Origin of the sequence: Salicola sp. Rm-C-2C1-2 (genome assembly GCF_040196175.1) — a bacterium.
Lineage (GTDB): Bacteria > Pseudomonadota > Gammaproteobacteria > Pseudomonadales > Oleiphilaceae > Halospina.
On sequence record NZ_JBEFNF010000009.1, the window covers coordinates 45,736 to 61,031 of the forward strand.

Here is a 15,296-nt window from a genome sequence, read left to right on the forward strand (position 1 = left end):
TAATTCAAGAATTAGCCTGATTCCGCGTTGATCGCCATTTTTGATAATAACCAGAGGAGAATCCCCTCATGCTTTCCCGAGTTCCCCCGGAAGTAATGCTGCGCATCAAACGTTACGCCTATCTGTTGGTGCTTGTGGTCCCGGCCATTGGCGCCTGGGTCACGTGGCGCCTGACATTGGGCGAGAACGTCCTGTTCTGGGCCTGGTTCCCTGCGCTTTTCATCTTCGGGATCATTCCCGTGCTTGATTACATCATCGGCAAGGATCCGGCTAACCCCGACGAAGAGGTTGAGGTTCCGGACATGACGAACGACTGGTACTACCGCGCCCTGACCCTGGTGTGCGTGCCCATCCATCTGGCTGTTCTGGTCTATGCCGGCTGGGCTTTCGCAACGGTTGAGATGGGGCTGGCCGCGCAGATCGGCTGGGTCGTTTCGATCGGGGTCGTCGGCGGGATCATGGCCATCAATATCGGCCATGAGCTGATCCACAAGGATACGAAACTGGAAACCTGGACCGGCGGACTCGCCCTCTCCAGCGTGACCTACGCCGGTTTCAAGGTGGAGCACATCATGGGTCACCATGTGCACGTGTCCACACCGGACGACGCCAGTTCCTCGCGCTACAACCAGGGGGTCTACGCTTTCCTGATGCAGGCATTCCCACGCAATTTCATGAACGCCTGGGGGCTGGAAGCGAAGAAACTGCGCCGCAAGGGCAAGAGCCCCTGGGGGCCGGCCAATGAGCTAATCTGGTGGTACGCCATTTCAGCGCTGTTCGCGGTGGCCTTCACCGTCGCCCTTGGCTGGGCCGGGCTGGTGTTTTTCCTGGCACAGAGCTTCTTCGCCGCGGCAACCCTGGAAGTGATCAACTACATCGAACACTACGGCCTGCATCGCCGGGTACAGGAAAACGGCCGCTTCGAGCGGGTCACCCCGGCCCACAGCTGGAACAGCAACTACCTGCTGACCAACCTCTTTCTCTTCCATCTTCAGCGTCATTCCGATCATCACGCCTTCCCACGCCGGCGTTATCAAGTTCTGCGCCATTACGATGAAAGCCCGCAGCTGCCTGGCGGCTATGCCGCCATGTTCGTTCTAGCGCTTGTGCCGCCACTGTGGAAAAAGGTAATGAACCCACGGGTTGAAGCCTACTACGAAGGCGAGCTCGACCAGCTCTTCCGGACTCAGCGCCCCTATAGCAAGGCCTGAGCCGCTACTGGTGCTGCCAAAGGGACTGATAGCGAGGCCACCAGGGATGGGTGGCTTCCAGCTGGGCTGCCAGTTGCATGAGCGTGGTCTCGTCACCTTGCGGTGCGCCAAACTGAACGCCGATCGGCGATCCCGCCTGCAACCAGTGCAGTGGCACTGATATCGCGGGCGTCCCTGTGAGATTGGCAAGCTGCGTGAACGACGTACGCGCTAGGTTCTCCTGAGCCAAATCTTCAATCATACCGCTTTTCAGCGCCAGACTGCCCGTGCGCAGGCCCACCAGCACCCGTGCCGCGAATTTGAGATGCGCGGGCGTTTCAAGCTCACCAATCCGTGCTGGCGGCTGTGCGGTCGTGGGCGACAGACACAGGTCGTAGTTAACAAAGAACTGCCCCAGCGCCCGCGCGAGGGCTTGAGGCCAAACAGACCGTTATAGGCCGCAGGGATCCGGATGGAGCCGACGCCGTCATTGGCGCCGGCCATGGGCAGGTCAGCCGGCCCGGTGGCATCCTGGTTGATGCACTCGTCCGGCTGCATCGCTCCCCCTCTGCCTTGCTGGTACGCCGGTCACGCCTGCGTGGGCGCCACGTCATTTCGATCCCGTGCCAGCATAATGTAGAACCCAGGCAGAACGAACAAGGTGAAGAAGGTTCCGAAACCAAGCCCTGTGGCAACCGTCAGCCCGATTGCGAACCGGCTCACAGCGCCAGGGCCGGAGGCGATCAACAGCGGCACCATGGCCACGATCAACGCCAGGGAGGTCATGATGATCGGGCGAAGTCGAATGGCAGACGCTTCAATGACTGCCTCACGCACCCCCATGCCACGATCTTTCTGCAGCAGATTCGCAAACTCTACGATCAGGATACCGTTCTTGGCCACCACCCCGATCAATGTAATCAACCCCACCTGGGAGTAGATATTCATGGTGGTCACACCAAGCACGATGAAAATCATCGCGCCCGCGACGGACAATGGCACCGAAACCAGGATGATGAACGGATCGCGCCAGCTTTCGAACTGGGCTGCCAGCACCAAATAGATTACCAACAGCGACAGGAAGAAAGTCACCATCAGAGCACTGCCCTGCTGAGCGAGCTGGCGGGACTGACCTTTGTAGTCCGTGCCAAAGCCCTTTGGCAGCGTGTTGCTGGCCAATCCTTCCATATAGCCCATGGCATCCCCCATGGCGACTCCGGGCATGGGTACACCCTGCAGGGTGATCGAATTGAGCTGATTGAATTGAGTGCGACTTGAGGGTTCAACCCGCTGCTCGAAATCAACCACCTGATCCAGAGAAACCAGCTCGCCGGAAGAGGCCCGCACGTAGTACTCCCTGAGCTTTTCCTGATCGCTGCGGAAAGGCCGCGATACCTGCGGAATCACATCATAGGCCCGGCCTTCCATATTGAACCGGTTCACAAACCCTTCACCCAGCATGGTGGACAGCGTCTGACCGATATCCGCCATGGATAAACCAAGATCCGCCACCCGCTCGCGGTCCACCTTGATACCGGTCACCGGACGATCATAATCGATGCTTTTCTCCAGATAGATGAAATTGCCGCTCTGCTTGGCCTTCTGCAGCATTTCCTGCGCTACCTCATTGAGCTGCTTGAAGTCATTGCCCGTTGTCAGAACGAACTGGAAAGGCAGGCCGCCTCCGGATGCGGGCAAAGGTGGCCGCGGAAAGGTAGCCACACGCAACCCGGTCACACGGTCCATCTCCTCCTGGAGCATGGGCTGTACGTCAAACTGGGAGATATCCCGCTCGCTGTGTGGTTTGAGCTTGAAACCGCCAAAAATCTCGTTCGGGGCAGTGGAGCCCATCAGCATGAACGACTCCTCATAACCAGGCAGCGTCTCGAAGCGCTCCTGCATCTGCGCCCCATACTTTTTGAGATAATCGAGATTCGCGGTCTGGGGCGCCGTACCCTGATAGAACACAATGCCCTGGTCTTCGTCCGGCGCCAGCTCACTCTGGCTGAAGGTCACCATGAAGTAGATCGCTACCAGTATGGCCACCCCGAAAAACGCAATAACGGAAAGGCTCTGCACAACGCTGGTGAGCGCCCGCCGGTAGAGGTTGGAGAGCCTCTCGAAGAACGACTCCGCCATCTGCTCGAACCGCCCTGACTGCCCGGAAGGCTTGAGAACATTGGCGGAAAGGACCGGCGACAGCGTCAGGGCCACAATACCAGAGATCACCACCGCTGCCGCCAGAGCGAACGCGAATTCGGTAAACAGCGCACCGACCAGTCCCCCCATGAAACCGATGGGCGCGAATACGGCAACAAGTGTGGTGGTCATGGCAATGATTGGCACCGCCATTTCACGTGCCCCGTTGATGGCTGCATCAAATCGCTTTTCGCCGCGTTCAATGTGGCGATGGACGTTTTCAACCATAATGATAGCATCGTCCACAACCAGACCGATGGCCAGAACCATCGCCAGCAGTGTCAGGAGGTTCACGGAAAAGCCCATCAGAAGCATCAGGAAGGCCCCGCCGATGAGCGACAGCGGTACCGCTACGGAAGGCACCACAGCAGCGCGAATGCTGCCCAGACACAGGAAGATGACCACAAGAACGATGATCAGCGCCTCAACCAGCGTGCGAATCACTTCGTTGATCGAGTCCTCTATGAATTCAGAGGCATCATACGGAAGGTCCACCTTCAGGCCCGCAGGCAGCTGGGATTCAATCTCGGGCAGCTCAGTACGCACGCGCTCGGCCACATCCAGTGGGTTGGCCCCCGGCGCCAGTTCAATGGCCAGATAGGTGGCAGGGCTGCCGGCATAGTACGAAATCTGATCGTTGTTCTCGGCGCCGAGTTTGACCTCTGCAATGTCCTCCAGACGGATCAGACTGCCATCCACCTCACGCACGACCAGATTACGGAACTGTTCCGGATCCGCGATATCGGTATCAGCATCCAGGCTCACACGGACCAGATCACTTTCGATAGAACCGACCGCTGCCTGGTAGTTATTCGCGCGCAACACCTCAGCGACCTCGCGCGGCGTAATGTCCAGGCTGGCAAGCCGGGCGGGATCAAGCCAAACGCGCATGGCATAGGTCCGACCCAGCAGATCAGCTTTGCCCACGCCGCTCAGCGCCTGAAGCTGTGGCTGCACCACACGGGTTAGATAGTCGGTGATCTGCGATACAGGCAGCGAGTCACTGTGAAACGCAATGTACATCAGCGCGGTAGAATCACCGGTCTCTGACTCGATCACTGGATCCCGCGCCGCATCAGGTAGTTCGTTGCGCTGACTCGCCACCTTCGCCTGGATCTCGGAAAGCGCATCATTGGCGTCATAGTTCAGCTTCATCTTCGCCTGGATGATGGAGCTGCCCTGGCGGCTGGTTGCCGTCAGGTAGTCAATACCATCGGCCTCGGCGATGGCCTGTTGCAGCGGCGTGGTTACGAATCCCTGGACCAGCTGCGAACTGGCTCCGGGGTAAGCGGTGGCCACAGTAACCGTGGTGCTCTCCAGCTCCGGATACTGGCGGATCTCCATTTCCATAGCCGCTCGCACGCCAAGCAGCAGAATCAGGAGGCTGACCACCGTCGCCAGCACCGGCCGGTGAACAAATATATCGGTGAATCGCATCAGCCGTCTCCCTGACCTGCATCGCTACCATTGTCTTCAACCGTAGCGCCCGGCCGATCATCCTCATCCGCGACCTGCACGCGCTGGCCGGCGCTCAGCCTGAGCAGGCCATTGGCGACAATCCGCTCGCCTACCTCCAAGCCGGACTCAATTTCCACCAGATCACTGCGTTCGGGGCCGGTCTGGATACTGCGGCGTTCGGTAACCAGTGTTCCGTCATCGTTTTCATTGAGCACGTAGACGAAGTCCCCATAGGTGTTGAAGGACACGGCCGTACGTGGAATTACCACGGCTTCACGCGGCTGGGGCTCAAGGGTGCGAACATCCGCGAACATCCCTGGTTGCAGGGCGCCATCCGCGTTATCCAGAGTTGCCCGCACTCGCACCGAGCGGTTGTCGACATTGACGGAACTGTTGATAGCGCTGATCTCACCCTCGAACAGGCGCTCCGGGTAAGCGGCCACTGAAACCGTTACTTTATCCCCAACTTCGACGCGGCTCAGGTGTTTTTCCGGGATGGTGTATTCGGCGTAGATGGGATCCACCATGTTGATCTCAACGGCGGGGGTACCAGTGGGCATATACTCTCCCTGGTCGACCAGCCTCAGGCCGGTCTTGCCGTCGAAGGGCGCCCGCAGGATCTTTTTGCGCAGCTGCGCCTCCTGCTCGCGAACCCGCGCTTTCGCCGCGTCATAAGCGGCCTTGGCTTCGTCGAACTCCGACTGGGAAACCGCCTCGCGCTCAATCAGGTTGGAGATGCGCTCAAAAGACTGCCGCGCCCTTTCAGCTTCCGCTCGGCGGGTCTCCAGTGCTGCCTGATCAGACTCCACATCCAGCTTCACCAGCACATCGCCCTTTTCAACCATGTCCCCGGATTCAAAGCGAATACTTTCAACCACCCCGGGGAGCTCATTGGCTACCTTGATACCGTTGACAGCCCGGATGCTGCCGACGGAATGCAGGGACGGAACCCATTCACGGGTACCAGCCCTGGTGGCATCGATAACTGCTGGCGGCTCTTCCTTATTGAGGTACTGCTGCATCATCCGGAATTCGAAGGCTTTGTAGCCGAATATGCCCCCGAAGACGATCACCAGCCCGAGAGTAACCACTATGAATCGGCGTGTCGTTGACATGACGTCCATCCTGAATCGTTGATTAAGGGCAATCGCTACGCCCGCAAGAAAGGTCGACCAGTCTACTCTTCCATTACAGGTTCGTCATGCCTCAGGCGCAGCAATCGTCGGGGACCAGGACAGTTGCTGGACACCGAACGTATACCGGATTTTCCGGCAGTTAAGCACGGCATTAGCGGGTTCAAGCCGCATCCATGTCGCCTCCTCATCAACCAGATGGGGGCGCTGGTTCACAGGAAACTGATCCAGAAGCGCCAGTCCCAGGTCATACAAAGAAACCGTTTCACTGGCCGCATACTGGTAGGTTCCCCAGGCTTCCGCGCCACAATCCAGTTGCTGGACTATGGCTGTCATCGCCCGGGCGCAGTCAGGCCAGGGTGTGGGTTGGCCCTGGTAGCGGCTGCTCAGGTACAGTATTTCCGTCGAGTCATGCCGGCTTATCCGCTCCATGAACCGCGCCAGCGACCAGCCGACCCGCAGGATCAGGTGCCGCGGCAGATGGCTGCGCAGGGCCTGCTCACAGTCCCACTGGCAACGACCCAGTACGGACAGTGGGTTGCCCGGATTACTGGCGATATAGGCCTGCTGTTTGCGGCCGTCGAAAACCTGGCAGCTGGAGAGGCTCATCATCGCAATTGCGTGGAATGCAGCCCGCTGCGCCAACGCCACAGGCAGATCATACAATCGGTGACGGGTTTCCTCCGGAGCCTGCTCCGCCTTTTCAGGGTCGGCGCCAGTGATGGCATTGATGACCATGTCAAAACAGGGCTCCACCCAGGACTGCAGTTGGTCCAGGGCCACATCCGAGGGGCGGCTCAGCAGCAAAGGCGTGGGCTCCAGTCCGGTGGCGTCCAGACGCGACAGCAGCGCTTCACCGAGTTCACCGGGTTCATAAACCACGAGTATTTTCAAAACAGGATCACTTGCAGGTTCGGATTACGACGGGTTGCACGAAGGGACAGCATAACCGCCATTTCAGCCAATGCCCAAGATTCATGCAACCCTTGTAATAGCGGCGATACAAAACATCTGTACACAAAGGAGCGTCCCCATGCCAAAAGATCAGCACCACCTGGTAGCCCCCCTGCCCGACGCGCAGTACCAGCGAGCGCACGAGGTAATCGAGGACATCCGGACCAATGGCGTCACCAGGGAGCGACGGGATGATCTCTACAACCTGATCATGGAGCTCACAGAGACAGGCACGGATTTTTTCTTCCTTGAGCCGCTGCGGCGAATGGATGCCGGTTCCATGCTCCAGAAAATGGCCAAAATGGGTATCAGCAGCATGCTCAAAGGCACCCGGATGGTGATCCACAACGTACTCAAGAAAGCGGACGACGAACACATCGAAGGAATTCTGGTGTTTCTCGAAGAGGTCCTGTTCGAACCCGACAGTACCGCGTGATCAGTCCTGCCCGCCCTCATGGGTCCGCGGCACCCGTGGTGACACGCCGGTCAGCAGTTCATAGCTGATGGTACCCGCCATGCCGGCCACCTCGTCGACGCTAACCTGGGCGCCCCAGAGCTCCACTGGCGTCCCGGGCTCCGCATCCGGGAAGGACGTCAGATCCACGGCAATCATATCCATTGAAACCCGGCCGATCAGTTCACACCGGCATCCGCCAACGGCCACTGGTGTGCCACTGGGCGCATGCCTGGGGTAACCGTCCCCATAGCCAATCTCCACAATACCCATCCGGCGTGGGCCCGGCGCTGTCCAGGTAGCCCCGTAACCCACAGGCTCACCAGCTTCCAGGTCCCGCACAGCAATAAGCCGTGACGCCAGGCTCATAACCGGCTCGAGCCCCAGCGCCGGCCCCGTGGTATCGATCAGCGGCGTCCCCCCATAGAGCATGATGCCAGGGCGGGTCCAGTCACAGTCCGGCGCCGGCTCATGGAAATGGGCCGCGGAGTTCGCCTGGCTGACCTGAAGATCCGGGTGTTCATCACGCAGGTGCTGGAAGCATTCGTGCTGGCGGCGGGTCATAGGGTGTGACAGGTCATCCGCACAGGCATAATGGGAAAGAAGACCGGTCAGCCATAGCCCAGGGTGGGCCTCAAGCTCCTGGCGAAAGGCGGCCACATCATGTGGCGCTACGCCGAGCCGGTTCATGCCAGTATTGCATTTGATCCAGACTGCTACCCGTTGATTAAGGCCTTCAGCGCCTTCCAGTTGATGACGGCTGTGCAGTACTGGCTGCAACCCAAGGTCCGCAGCAACTGGCCAGTCCGCCGCCTCATGCACCCCTTCAAACAGGACGATCGTCGACTCAATACCGGCATCACGCAGGCGCCGGGCCTCTTCCAGGGTGGCCACTGCAAGGCAACTGGTTTCCCGGGCCAGCGCCCGCGCAACCGGTTCAAGACCATGGCCATACCCGTCCGCTTTAACGATCGCCATGGAGGCGGAACGGGGCGCCCTCAGCCGGGCCTGACGGAAGTTACGCCGGAGCGCATCCAGATCGATACGGGCCCGGGTGTGACGCGGCATTAATAATCGCCTCCATAATCCCCGTAGGCCAGATCCTCGAACTTGGTGTACTGGCCGAGGAAGGCAAGTCGGACGGATCCGACAGGGCCATTACGCTGCTTACCGATGATAATCTCAGCAATGCCCTTATCGGTACTGTCCTCATTATAGACCTCATCGCGGTAGATGAAGGCGATCACATCAGCGTCCTGCTCGATGGCCCCTGACTCACGCAGGTCCGAGTTGACCGGACGCTTGTTGGGCCGCTGCTCCAGACTCCGGTTCAGCTGGGATAGCGCGATCACCGGGCAGTTGAGCTCTTTGGCCAACCCCTTCAGGCCCCGCGATATCTCGGAAATCTCGGCTGTCCGGCCCTCATTGTTTCCGGGCGCACGCATCAGCTGGAGATAATCCACCATGACCATACCGAGCTCCGTACCCTGGCTGTCCATTTCCCGAGCAATGCGTCGCGCCCGCGAGCGCATATCGGTGGGGCTGAGAGAAGGCGTGTCGTCGATGTAAAGCGGTCTGTCCTTCAGCAGACTGATGGCCGACGTGAGACGTGGCCAGTCATCCTGCTCAAGATTGCCGTTACGGATCCGGGTCTGGTCAATACGGCCGATGGACGACAGCATCCGCATCACAATGGCGTCTGCTGGCATCTCCATGCTGAATACCAGCGTGCCCTTATCTGACGCCATCAGCATGTTCTCGACCAGATTCATGGCAAACGCCGTCTTGCCCATGGAAGGGCGCGCAGCCACGATCACAAGATCGGAGGGCTGCCAGCCGGAGGTGATATCGTCGAGATCCTTAAAACCAGAGGTCAGGCCGGTCAGACCGCCCTCGGTCTCAAAAAGCGACTCGATGCGCTCCAGGGTCTCCCGGAGAATTGGATTGATATCGCGCGGACCGCCACTCTGCTGGACCTGGTGTTCGGCAATCTGGAACACCTCGCTTTCAGCGGCATCCAGAATTTCCGCGCTGGAGCGTCCCTGGGGGTTGAACGCCGAATCAGCAATGTGCCCGGAAACTTCAACCAGCTGGCGCAGAATGGACCGTTCCTTAACAATTTCCGCATAGCTGCGGAGATTGGCGGCGCCCGGCGTCTGTTCCACCAGCTGGCCCAAATACTCCAGCCCACCACAGGCATCGAGATCCCCGGCCTGTTCCAGCCACTCACCCACAGTGACCATATCGAGCGGCTTGTCATTAGCGATCAAGCGCTCGCTGGCGTGAAATATCAAACGGTGTTCGGAGCGGTAGAAGTCCCCTGGGGTAACGAGCCCTTCCACGAGCTCCCAGCCCGCATTGTCGAGCATCAGGCCGCCAAGAACGGCCTGCTCCGCCTCAATGGAATGCGGGGGCACCTTGACGCGGCTGGCTTGCTTGCCAGTCTCGTGTTCCTGCGCCATCAGCCAGGCACTCCCCTACACCGGACCAGATTCAGCCCTTGACGATGTTCAGCTGGATCGTCGCCTGCACGTCGGTGTGAAGCTGCAGTGTGATCGCATACTCACCTGTCATGCGGATCGGCCCTTCGGGAAGAAGCACTTCGCTTTTCTCGATGGCTGTACCGTTAGCGGATACCGCTTCCGCAACATCACGGATGCCAATGGACCCGAACAGCTTACCTTCTTCACCGGCCTTGGCCTGAATGGTAACGGTGCTGCCATCCAGCGCCTCGGCGCGGGCCTGGGCTGCCTTAAGCCGTTCAGCGGCAGCTTTTTCGAGTTCCGCACGGCGTTCTTCGAATGCCTTGATGTTCTCTGCGGTGGCGGGAACCGCCTTGCCGTAGGGAACCAGATAGTTACGTCCAAAGCCCGGCTTGACCTTCACATGGTCACCCAGATCCCCGAGCTTGTGGATTTTTTCCAGCAGAATTACGTTCATCCCAAAAACCTCTATCTAAAGTCGCTGTCTGATATCAAGCCAGCTGTCGATGACGGCCGCGAAGACCAGCACCAGAAACAACCATGGAACCAGCACCACCATGGCTATGTAAAAGCCTATAAGCCAGCCGGTGCCAAGCCCCCGTTTCGCCAGGGTCCCGTGCACCAGCGCCAGCCCTGCAAGCACCAGCGGCAGCCCCAGCACCAACAGAAGCAGAGTCCCGTTGATGCCAACGAACTCGCCGACCGCCATGAGCACCAGCAGCCCCAACGCCGTAGGCGCTGAAAGCCGGAATTCATGGAACTCATGCTGAAGCCCACCGGGGTTGAACAGCCGGGCCTGCCAGCCACGAGCCAGCAGGGAGGCGATGATCGCCAGCGCAAAGTTCAGAACCCCGAGCACCGCAACCATCATAGTGCGGATCACGGTTTCCGGATCCACATCCTCAGGCAGGTTTTCCATCATGCCGGCGTTCATGTCGCCGTAAACCTGCTGAGCCGTTGTGATCAGCTGCTCAAAAAAAGCCGGTGCTACCAGCGGCAGAACCTGTGCGATGCCGATTGCAAGCGCAGCCCCGGCCATCAGGGCCTTTTCCCAGGATACAGTCACCTGCAGCACTGTGCAGATGGCTCCTGTGATCAGCAGCACCGCCAGCGGTGCCGGATCCATTCCAACCCAGAGCCAGGCCGCTGCCGGTAGCAGCGCCCAGAGCCCAGTGATCATCCCCCGATAGGGCCCCAGCCTAAGCGTTACGAGCCCTACCGCCGCAGCACCTAACCAGAACAGAAACGGCAGAACCATACCCCCGACCGCAACAGCGGCCGCAGGCATGGGACCCCGCAGTATGAATTCGGCCAGACGCTGCATCAGCTGAACTCGATGGCGTTACTGGTCGTGACTGTCGGCGTAGGGCAGCAGAGCCAAGTAGCGGGCACGCTTCACGGCTGTTGCCAGCTGCCGCTGATAGCGGGCACGTGTGCCGGTGATCCGGCTGGGTACAATTTTTCCGGTTTCAGTGATGTAGCTGCGCAGAGTATCGAGATCCTTATAGTCGATCTCCTTGACTCCTTCAGCGGTGAAACGGCAGAACTTACGACGTCTGAAAAAACGGGCCATGATTTTATATCCTCAGTTCACTGATGCGTGTTACTCGGCGTCTTCGCCGGCTTCTTCGGCATTGGCGGTGTCGTCCGCTTCCTTTTCACCGGAATCGTCGGAGGTGGTCTGGCGGCGCGGCTTGTCGTCCCCCCGCTCCTCACGATTGTCGGTCGCCTTCATGGGCGAGGGTTCAGTCACCGCCTCATCTTTACGCACGATCAGATCGCGGATGACCGCGTCATTGAACCGGAAGTTATGCTGCAGTTCACCCAGCGCTTCCTGGGTACACTCAATGTTCATGAGGATGTAATGGGCTTTGTGGATCTTGTTGATCGGATAGGCCAGCTGACGCCGCCCCCAGTCCTCGACCCGGTGGACCGTACCGCCATCATCAGTGACGAGCTTGGAATAGCGCTCGATCATGGCGGGTACCTGTTCGCTCTGGTCAGGATGAACCAGTGTCACGATTTCGTAATGACGCATTATCGCTCCTTACGGTTTGAGCAGCTTCCGACCCGTTGTCGAAAGCAAGGAGTGGTGTTGACCCCTTGAAAGGGATCGCACATTTTAGGCTTCGCGTGTCCCTGATGCAATCGTGCGCTGGCGATGGGCCTCAAAAAGGCAGACGCCTGTTGCAACGGACACATTGAGAGAGCTGACCAGCCCAGCCATGGGAAGATGGCCCAACTGGTCGCAGTGTTCGCGCGTGAGGCGACGCATGCCTTTGCCTTCGGCGCCCATAACCATGGCCACTGGGCCGGTAAGGTCCAGATCGTGGATGCCCGCCTCGACGGAATCCGATGTGCCTGTAAACCAGATGCCCTGCTCCTGACACCGGCGCATGAAGCGCGCGAGATTGGTCGCGCGGACAACAGGTACGGATTCGGCCGCGCCGCTGGCGACTTTCATGGCCACACCATTGAGCGGTGCCGAGTTGTCTTTGGGGACAACCACAGCGTCAACACCAGCAGCATCGGCAGTACGCAGGCAGGCCCCAAGATTGTGGGGATCCGTCACCCCGTCGAGAAGCAGGAGGAAGGGATGGTGTGTCTGAGCGTCCAGGCGCGCCAGAAGCGTGTCTTCATCCAGAGCGACCGGCGGCTTGATCACTGCAACTATCCCCTGGTGATTTTCACCCCCTGAGGCCTCATCCAGAACCCGGCGCTGGCACTGCTCCATCGCCACACCGAAATCGTCCGCAAGCTGGCGCACCCGCTTCTGCCGGCCGTCCTCACGTCCCTGCTGCAGCTTCAGGCTGCGCACACGTTCAGGATGTCGCTCCAGAAGCGTGGTAACCGCGTGCCAGCCATAGAGACTATGCTGCGCCATGAGTCGCTCTCCGGATCAGCCTTCGCTCTTGCCACCGCCGCCGCGACCACCACGCCGGCGCCGCCGACCGCTGGACTTCTTCTTGGGGGAAGCCGCTTCACCAGAGGCAGTCTCGTTCTCCTGTTTCTGGTCACCGCCCTTCCCGCGGCCGCCCTGTTGGCCACCCTTACCACCGCCTTTCTTGCGGTTGCCGGAGCTCTTGCCGCCGCCTTTTTTCGAGGAGTCCTGCAGCGTTTCTTCCAGCTCCAGATCAATCTTGCGATCATCCAGATCCACACGGACAACCCGCACCCGGACCTGATCACCCAGACGGAAAGCGCGACCGGTATGTTCACCGATCAGACTGTGGCGGACCCGATCGAAGTGGAAGAAATCACCTCCCAGCGCGGAAATGTGCACCAGCCCCTCAGTATAGACACCGGCCAGCTCCACAAAGAGCCCGAAGCCCGTGACAGACGCGATCACACCATCAAAGACCTCGCCCACGTTGCCCTGAAGGAACTCACACTTGAGCCAGGCTTCAACATCACGGGTTGCATCTTCAGCTCGGCGCTCGCTCATGGAACAATGCTCGCCCAGCTGCTGAACGCGCTCCTGGGAGTAGCCATACTGTGCGAGCTCCGGATCAGGCTTCTCGGCCGGCACGACCGTCTTCGCCTTCTTCTGGCTGCCGAACAGTGCCTTGATTCCAGCCATGGCGCCGCCCTTGGCCTTGCGATGGATCACCGACTTGATGCCCCGATGGATCAGCAGGTCCGGATAGCGCCGGATAGGTGAAGTGAAGTGCGCGTACTCGTCAAAGCCAAGCCCAAAGTGACCGCGCTGCTCAGAGCTGTACACCGCCTGCTTCATGGAACGCAGCATCACCGTCTGGATGATGTGGGCGTCCGGGCGATCCTGCACCTGACTGAGCACCTTCTGATAATCCTGGGGCTCCGGATCATCGCCGCCGGGCAGATCCAGACCCAGCCCACTCAGGAATTGTCGTACATCCGCCAACCGCTCTGGCGACGGTGAATCATGCACGCGGTACAGCGTGGGGATCCGATGCTGTTTCAGGAAACGCGCCGTGGCCACGTTGGCGCACAGCATGCATTCTTCGATCAGTTTATGCGCATCATTACGCTGAACCGGCACGATCTCGCGGATCTTGCGCTCACGATCGAACCGGATCTCGGTATCCGTGGTTTCAAAGTCAATGGCGCCACGCTGCTCACGGGCTTCACGCAGCATCCGGTAGCATTCATGGAGCGTTTCCAGGTGAGGAACTACCTGACTGTAATCGTCGCGCAGCTTCTTCCCCTGATCCGACTCAGGATCCTCCAGAATTGCGCTGACTTTGTTGTACGTCAGGCGCGCATGGGAGTGCATGGTGGCTTCATAGAAGCAGTACTGGGTAATGCGCCCTTCACGGCTCAGGTTCATATCCGCCACCATGCACAGGCGATCAACGCCCGGATTCAGCGAACACAGACCGTTGGAGAGCTTCTCCGGCAGCATGGGCACTACGTGATCCGGAAAGTACACGGAATTGCCCCGGTTCTGGGCTTCCAGATCCAACGGGGTTTCCGGGCGCACATACCAGGCCACGTCCGCGATGGCGACGATCAGGCGGTAGCCACCACCCCGGCGCTTCTCGGCGTAGACGGCGTCATCAAAATCACGGGCGGTCTCATCGTCAATGGTGACCAGCGGCAGATCCCGCAGATCGACCCGACCCTGCTTGGCCTTTTCAGAGACCTCCTCCGGAATGCTTCGCGCCTGCTCGGTGACCGCTGGCGGCCACTGATCCGGAACACCATAGGAGCGGATAGCCACAGTAATTTCCATGCCCGGCGCCATATGGTCACCCAGGATCTCGACCACACGCCCCACCGGCTTATTGCGCACCGACGGCTGCTTCTCGATGGTGACAGTGACGTACTGACCGTGGCCAGCTCCCTGGCAGGCCTCTTCAGGAACCAGTATCTCCTGATTGATCCGACTGTTCTCCGGGATCACCATCGAGACACCGTCTTCGCGCTGCATACGCCCGACGACCTGGGTAGTATTACGTTCCAGAACTTCCACAATGACAGCCTCACGCTTGCCCCGGGCGTCCCGCTGATCCTCACGTACGAGCACCCGGTCTCCATGGAAGATCTGGCGCATCTGGCGGGCATTCAGGAAGAGATCATCGCCTCCGCCCTCAGGCACCACAAAACCGAAACCATCCCGGTGCCCCTGAACATGACCTCGCGTCAGGTCTGCCTCTGAGATCGGCAGATAGGCGCCACGCCGATTACAGATGAGCTGCCCGTCGCGGGCCATGGCGATCAATCGCCGGCGCAGCCCCTCAATGCGGTCTTCATCGTCGAGATCAAGCTCTTCACAGAGCTTCTGGTGGGTTGCCGGAGCACCCCGCTTTTTAAGGTGTTCCAGGATCGCTTCCCGACCATGAACCGGCTTTTCGTAATTCTGGGATTCACGATCCGCGTTGGAGTCGTCCTGAGGGGTTCCTGAGGCCATTGATTCCGCCTGTGACTGTTTGTTCTTGGATCT

At 59.5% G+C, this 15,296-nt stretch carries 15 protein-coding genes; 2 read left to right on the top strand and 13 right to left on the bottom strand.

Translation table 11 applies throughout. The annotated features are described in order from the left end of the window. Positions 1-68: 68 nt before the first annotated feature. Positions 69-1,211 (top strand): alkane 1-monooxygenase, encoded by a 1,143-nt coding sequence (locus AAF659_RS13600; RefSeq protein WP_349752324.1) that lies wholly within the window; start codon positions 69-71, stop codon positions 1,209-1,211. 4 nt (positions 1,212-1,215) lie between these two features. Here AAF659_RS13600 and AAF659_RS13605 read toward each other — a convergent pair whose 3' ends face one another. From AAF659_RS13605 to AAF659_RS13620, 5 genes are all read right to left on the bottom strand, one after another. Then, positions 1,216-1,575, bottom strand: coding sequence for an amidase family protein (locus AAF659_RS13605; protein ID WP_502949218.1), 360 nt, complete (start codon positions 1,573-1,575; stop codon positions 1,216-1,218). After that, positions 1,461-1,748 (bottom strand): amidase family protein, encoded by a 288-nt coding sequence (locus AAF659_RS15155; protein ID WP_502949216.1) that lies wholly within the window; start codon positions 1,746-1,748, stop codon positions 1,461-1,463. The genes AAF659_RS13605 and AAF659_RS15155 overlap by 115 nt, the downstream gene beginning before the upstream one ends. A gap of 30 nt (positions 1,749-1,778) precedes the next feature. After that, positions 1,779-4,826 (bottom strand): efflux RND transporter permease subunit, encoded by a 3,048-nt coding sequence (locus AAF659_RS13610; protein ID WP_349752325.1) that lies wholly within the window; start codon positions 4,824-4,826, stop codon positions 1,779-1,781. Next, positions 4,826-5,962 carry an efflux RND transporter periplasmic adaptor subunit gene (locus tag AAF659_RS13615; protein WP_349752326.1) on the bottom strand — a complete coding sequence of 379 codons (1,137 nt, stop codon included), beginning with the start codon at positions 5,960-5,962 and terminating at the stop codon, positions 4,826-4,828. Before AAF659_RS13615 ends, AAF659_RS13610 begins: the two co-directional genes overlap by 1 nt. A gap of 84 nt (positions 5,963-6,046) precedes the next feature. Next, a complete protein-coding gene (locus AAF659_RS13620) occupies positions 6,047-6,874 on the bottom strand; it encodes a sugar nucleotide-binding protein (protein WP_349752327.1) in 828 nt (275 codons plus the stop codon). 139 nt (positions 6,875-7,013) lie between these two features. Here AAF659_RS13620 and AAF659_RS13625 point away from each other — a divergent pair, with 139 nt between their 5' ends. Further along, a complete protein-coding gene (locus tag AAF659_RS13625; protein WP_349752328.1) occupies positions 7,014-7,370 on the top strand; it encodes a hypothetical protein in 357 nt (118 codons plus the stop codon). Here the strand turns inward: AAF659_RS13625 and alr are convergent, their stop codons facing one another. The 8 genes from alr to rnr form a co-directional block, all read right to left on the bottom strand. Next, on the bottom strand, positions 7,371-8,456 hold the full coding sequence (alr, locus tag AAF659_RS13630; RefSeq protein WP_349752329.1) for an alanine racemase: 1,086 nt from the start codon (positions 8,454-8,456) through the stop codon (positions 7,371-7,373). Beyond that, positions 8,456-9,850, bottom strand: a complete 1,395-nt coding sequence (gene dnaB, locus AAF659_RS13635) for a replicative DNA helicase (protein WP_349752330.1) — start codon at positions 9,848-9,850, stop codon at positions 8,456-8,458. The genes alr and dnaB overlap by 1 nt, the downstream gene beginning before the upstream one ends. Before the next feature lie 31 nt (positions 9,851-9,881). Next, entirely contained in the window at positions 9,882-10,328 is a 447-nt protein-coding gene (gene rplI, locus AAF659_RS13640) for a 50S ribosomal protein L9 (RefSeq protein WP_349752331.1), read from the bottom strand. Between the two features lie 15 nt (positions 10,329-10,343). Then, entirely contained in the window at positions 10,344-11,195 is an 852-nt protein-coding gene (locus AAF659_RS13645; protein WP_349752332.1) for a hypothetical protein, read from the bottom strand. Positions 11,196-11,213: 18 nt separating this feature from the next. Beyond that, on the bottom strand, positions 11,214-11,444 hold the full coding sequence (gene rpsR / locus AAF659_RS13650) for a 30S ribosomal protein S18 (RefSeq protein ID WP_095617960.1): 231 nt from the start codon (positions 11,442-11,444) through the stop codon (positions 11,214-11,216). Positions 11,445-11,474: 30 nt separating this feature from the next. Then, the gene (gene rpsF, locus AAF659_RS13655) at positions 11,475-11,909 is read right to left on the bottom strand and encodes a 30S ribosomal protein S6 (protein ID WP_349752333.1); all 435 of its coding nucleotides are present in this window, start codon (positions 11,907-11,909) and stop codon (positions 11,475-11,477) included. Positions 11,910-11,993: 84 nt separating this feature from the next. Beyond that, positions 11,994-12,755 carry a 23S rRNA (guanosine(2251)-2'-O)-methyltransferase RlmB gene (gene rlmB, locus AAF659_RS13660; RefSeq protein WP_349752334.1) on the bottom strand — a complete coding sequence of 254 codons (762 nt, stop codon included), beginning with the start codon at positions 12,753-12,755 and terminating at the stop codon, positions 11,994-11,996. 15 nt (positions 12,756-12,770) lie between these two features. Next, a complete protein-coding gene (gene rnr, locus AAF659_RS13665) occupies positions 12,771-15,263 on the bottom strand; it encodes a ribonuclease R (RefSeq protein WP_349752335.1) in 2,493 nt (830 codons plus the stop codon). Positions 15,264-15,296: the final 33 nt, after the last annotated feature.

Coding starts and splice junctions, on each gene's coding strand:
- AAF659_RS13645 (WP_349752332.1), bottom strand. CDS start 11,195: ATGCAGCGTCTGGCCGAATTCATACTGCGGGGTCCCATGCCTGCGGCC.
- rplI (WP_349752331.1), bottom strand. CDS start 10,328: ATGAACGTAATTCTGCTGGAAAAAATCCACAAGCTCGGGGATCTGGGT.
- AAF659_RS15155 (WP_502949216.1), bottom strand. CDS start 1,748: ATGCAGCCGGACGAGTGCATCAACCAGGATGCCACCGGGCCGGCTGAC.
- AAF659_RS13615 (WP_349752326.1), bottom strand. CDS start 5,962: ATGTCAACGACACGCCGATTCATAGTGGTTACTCTCGGGCTGGTGATC.
- rpsF (WP_349752333.1), bottom strand. CDS start 11,909: ATGCGTCATTACGAAATCGTGACACTGGTTCATCCTGACCAGAGCGAA.
- rnr (WP_349752335.1), bottom strand. CDS start 15,263: ATGGCCTCAGGAACCCCTCAGGACGACTCCAACGCGGATCGTGAATCC.
- AAF659_RS13600 (WP_349752324.1), top strand. CDS start 69: ATGCTTTCCCGAGTTCCCCCGGAAGTAATGCTGCGCATCAAACGTTAC.
- rpsR (WP_095617960.1), bottom strand. CDS start 11,444: ATGGCCCGTTTTTTCAGACGTCGTAAGTTCTGCCGTTTCACCGCTGAA.
- dnaB (WP_349752330.1), bottom strand. CDS start 9,850: ATGGCGCAGGAACACGAGACTGGCAAGCAAGCCAGCCGCGTCAAGGTG.
- rlmB (WP_349752334.1), bottom strand. CDS start 12,755: ATGGCGCAGCATAGTCTCTATGGCTGGCACGCGGTTACCACGCTTCTG.
- AAF659_RS13625 (WP_349752328.1), top strand. CDS start 7,014: ATGCCAAAAGATCAGCACCACCTGGTAGCCCCCCTGCCCGACGCGCAG.
- alr (WP_349752329.1), bottom strand. CDS start 8,456: ATGCCGCGTCACACCCGGGCCCGTATCGATCTGGATGCGCTCCGGCGT.
- AAF659_RS13610 (WP_349752325.1), bottom strand. CDS start 4,826: ATGCGATTCACCGATATATTTGTTCACCGGCCGGTGCTGGCGACGGTG.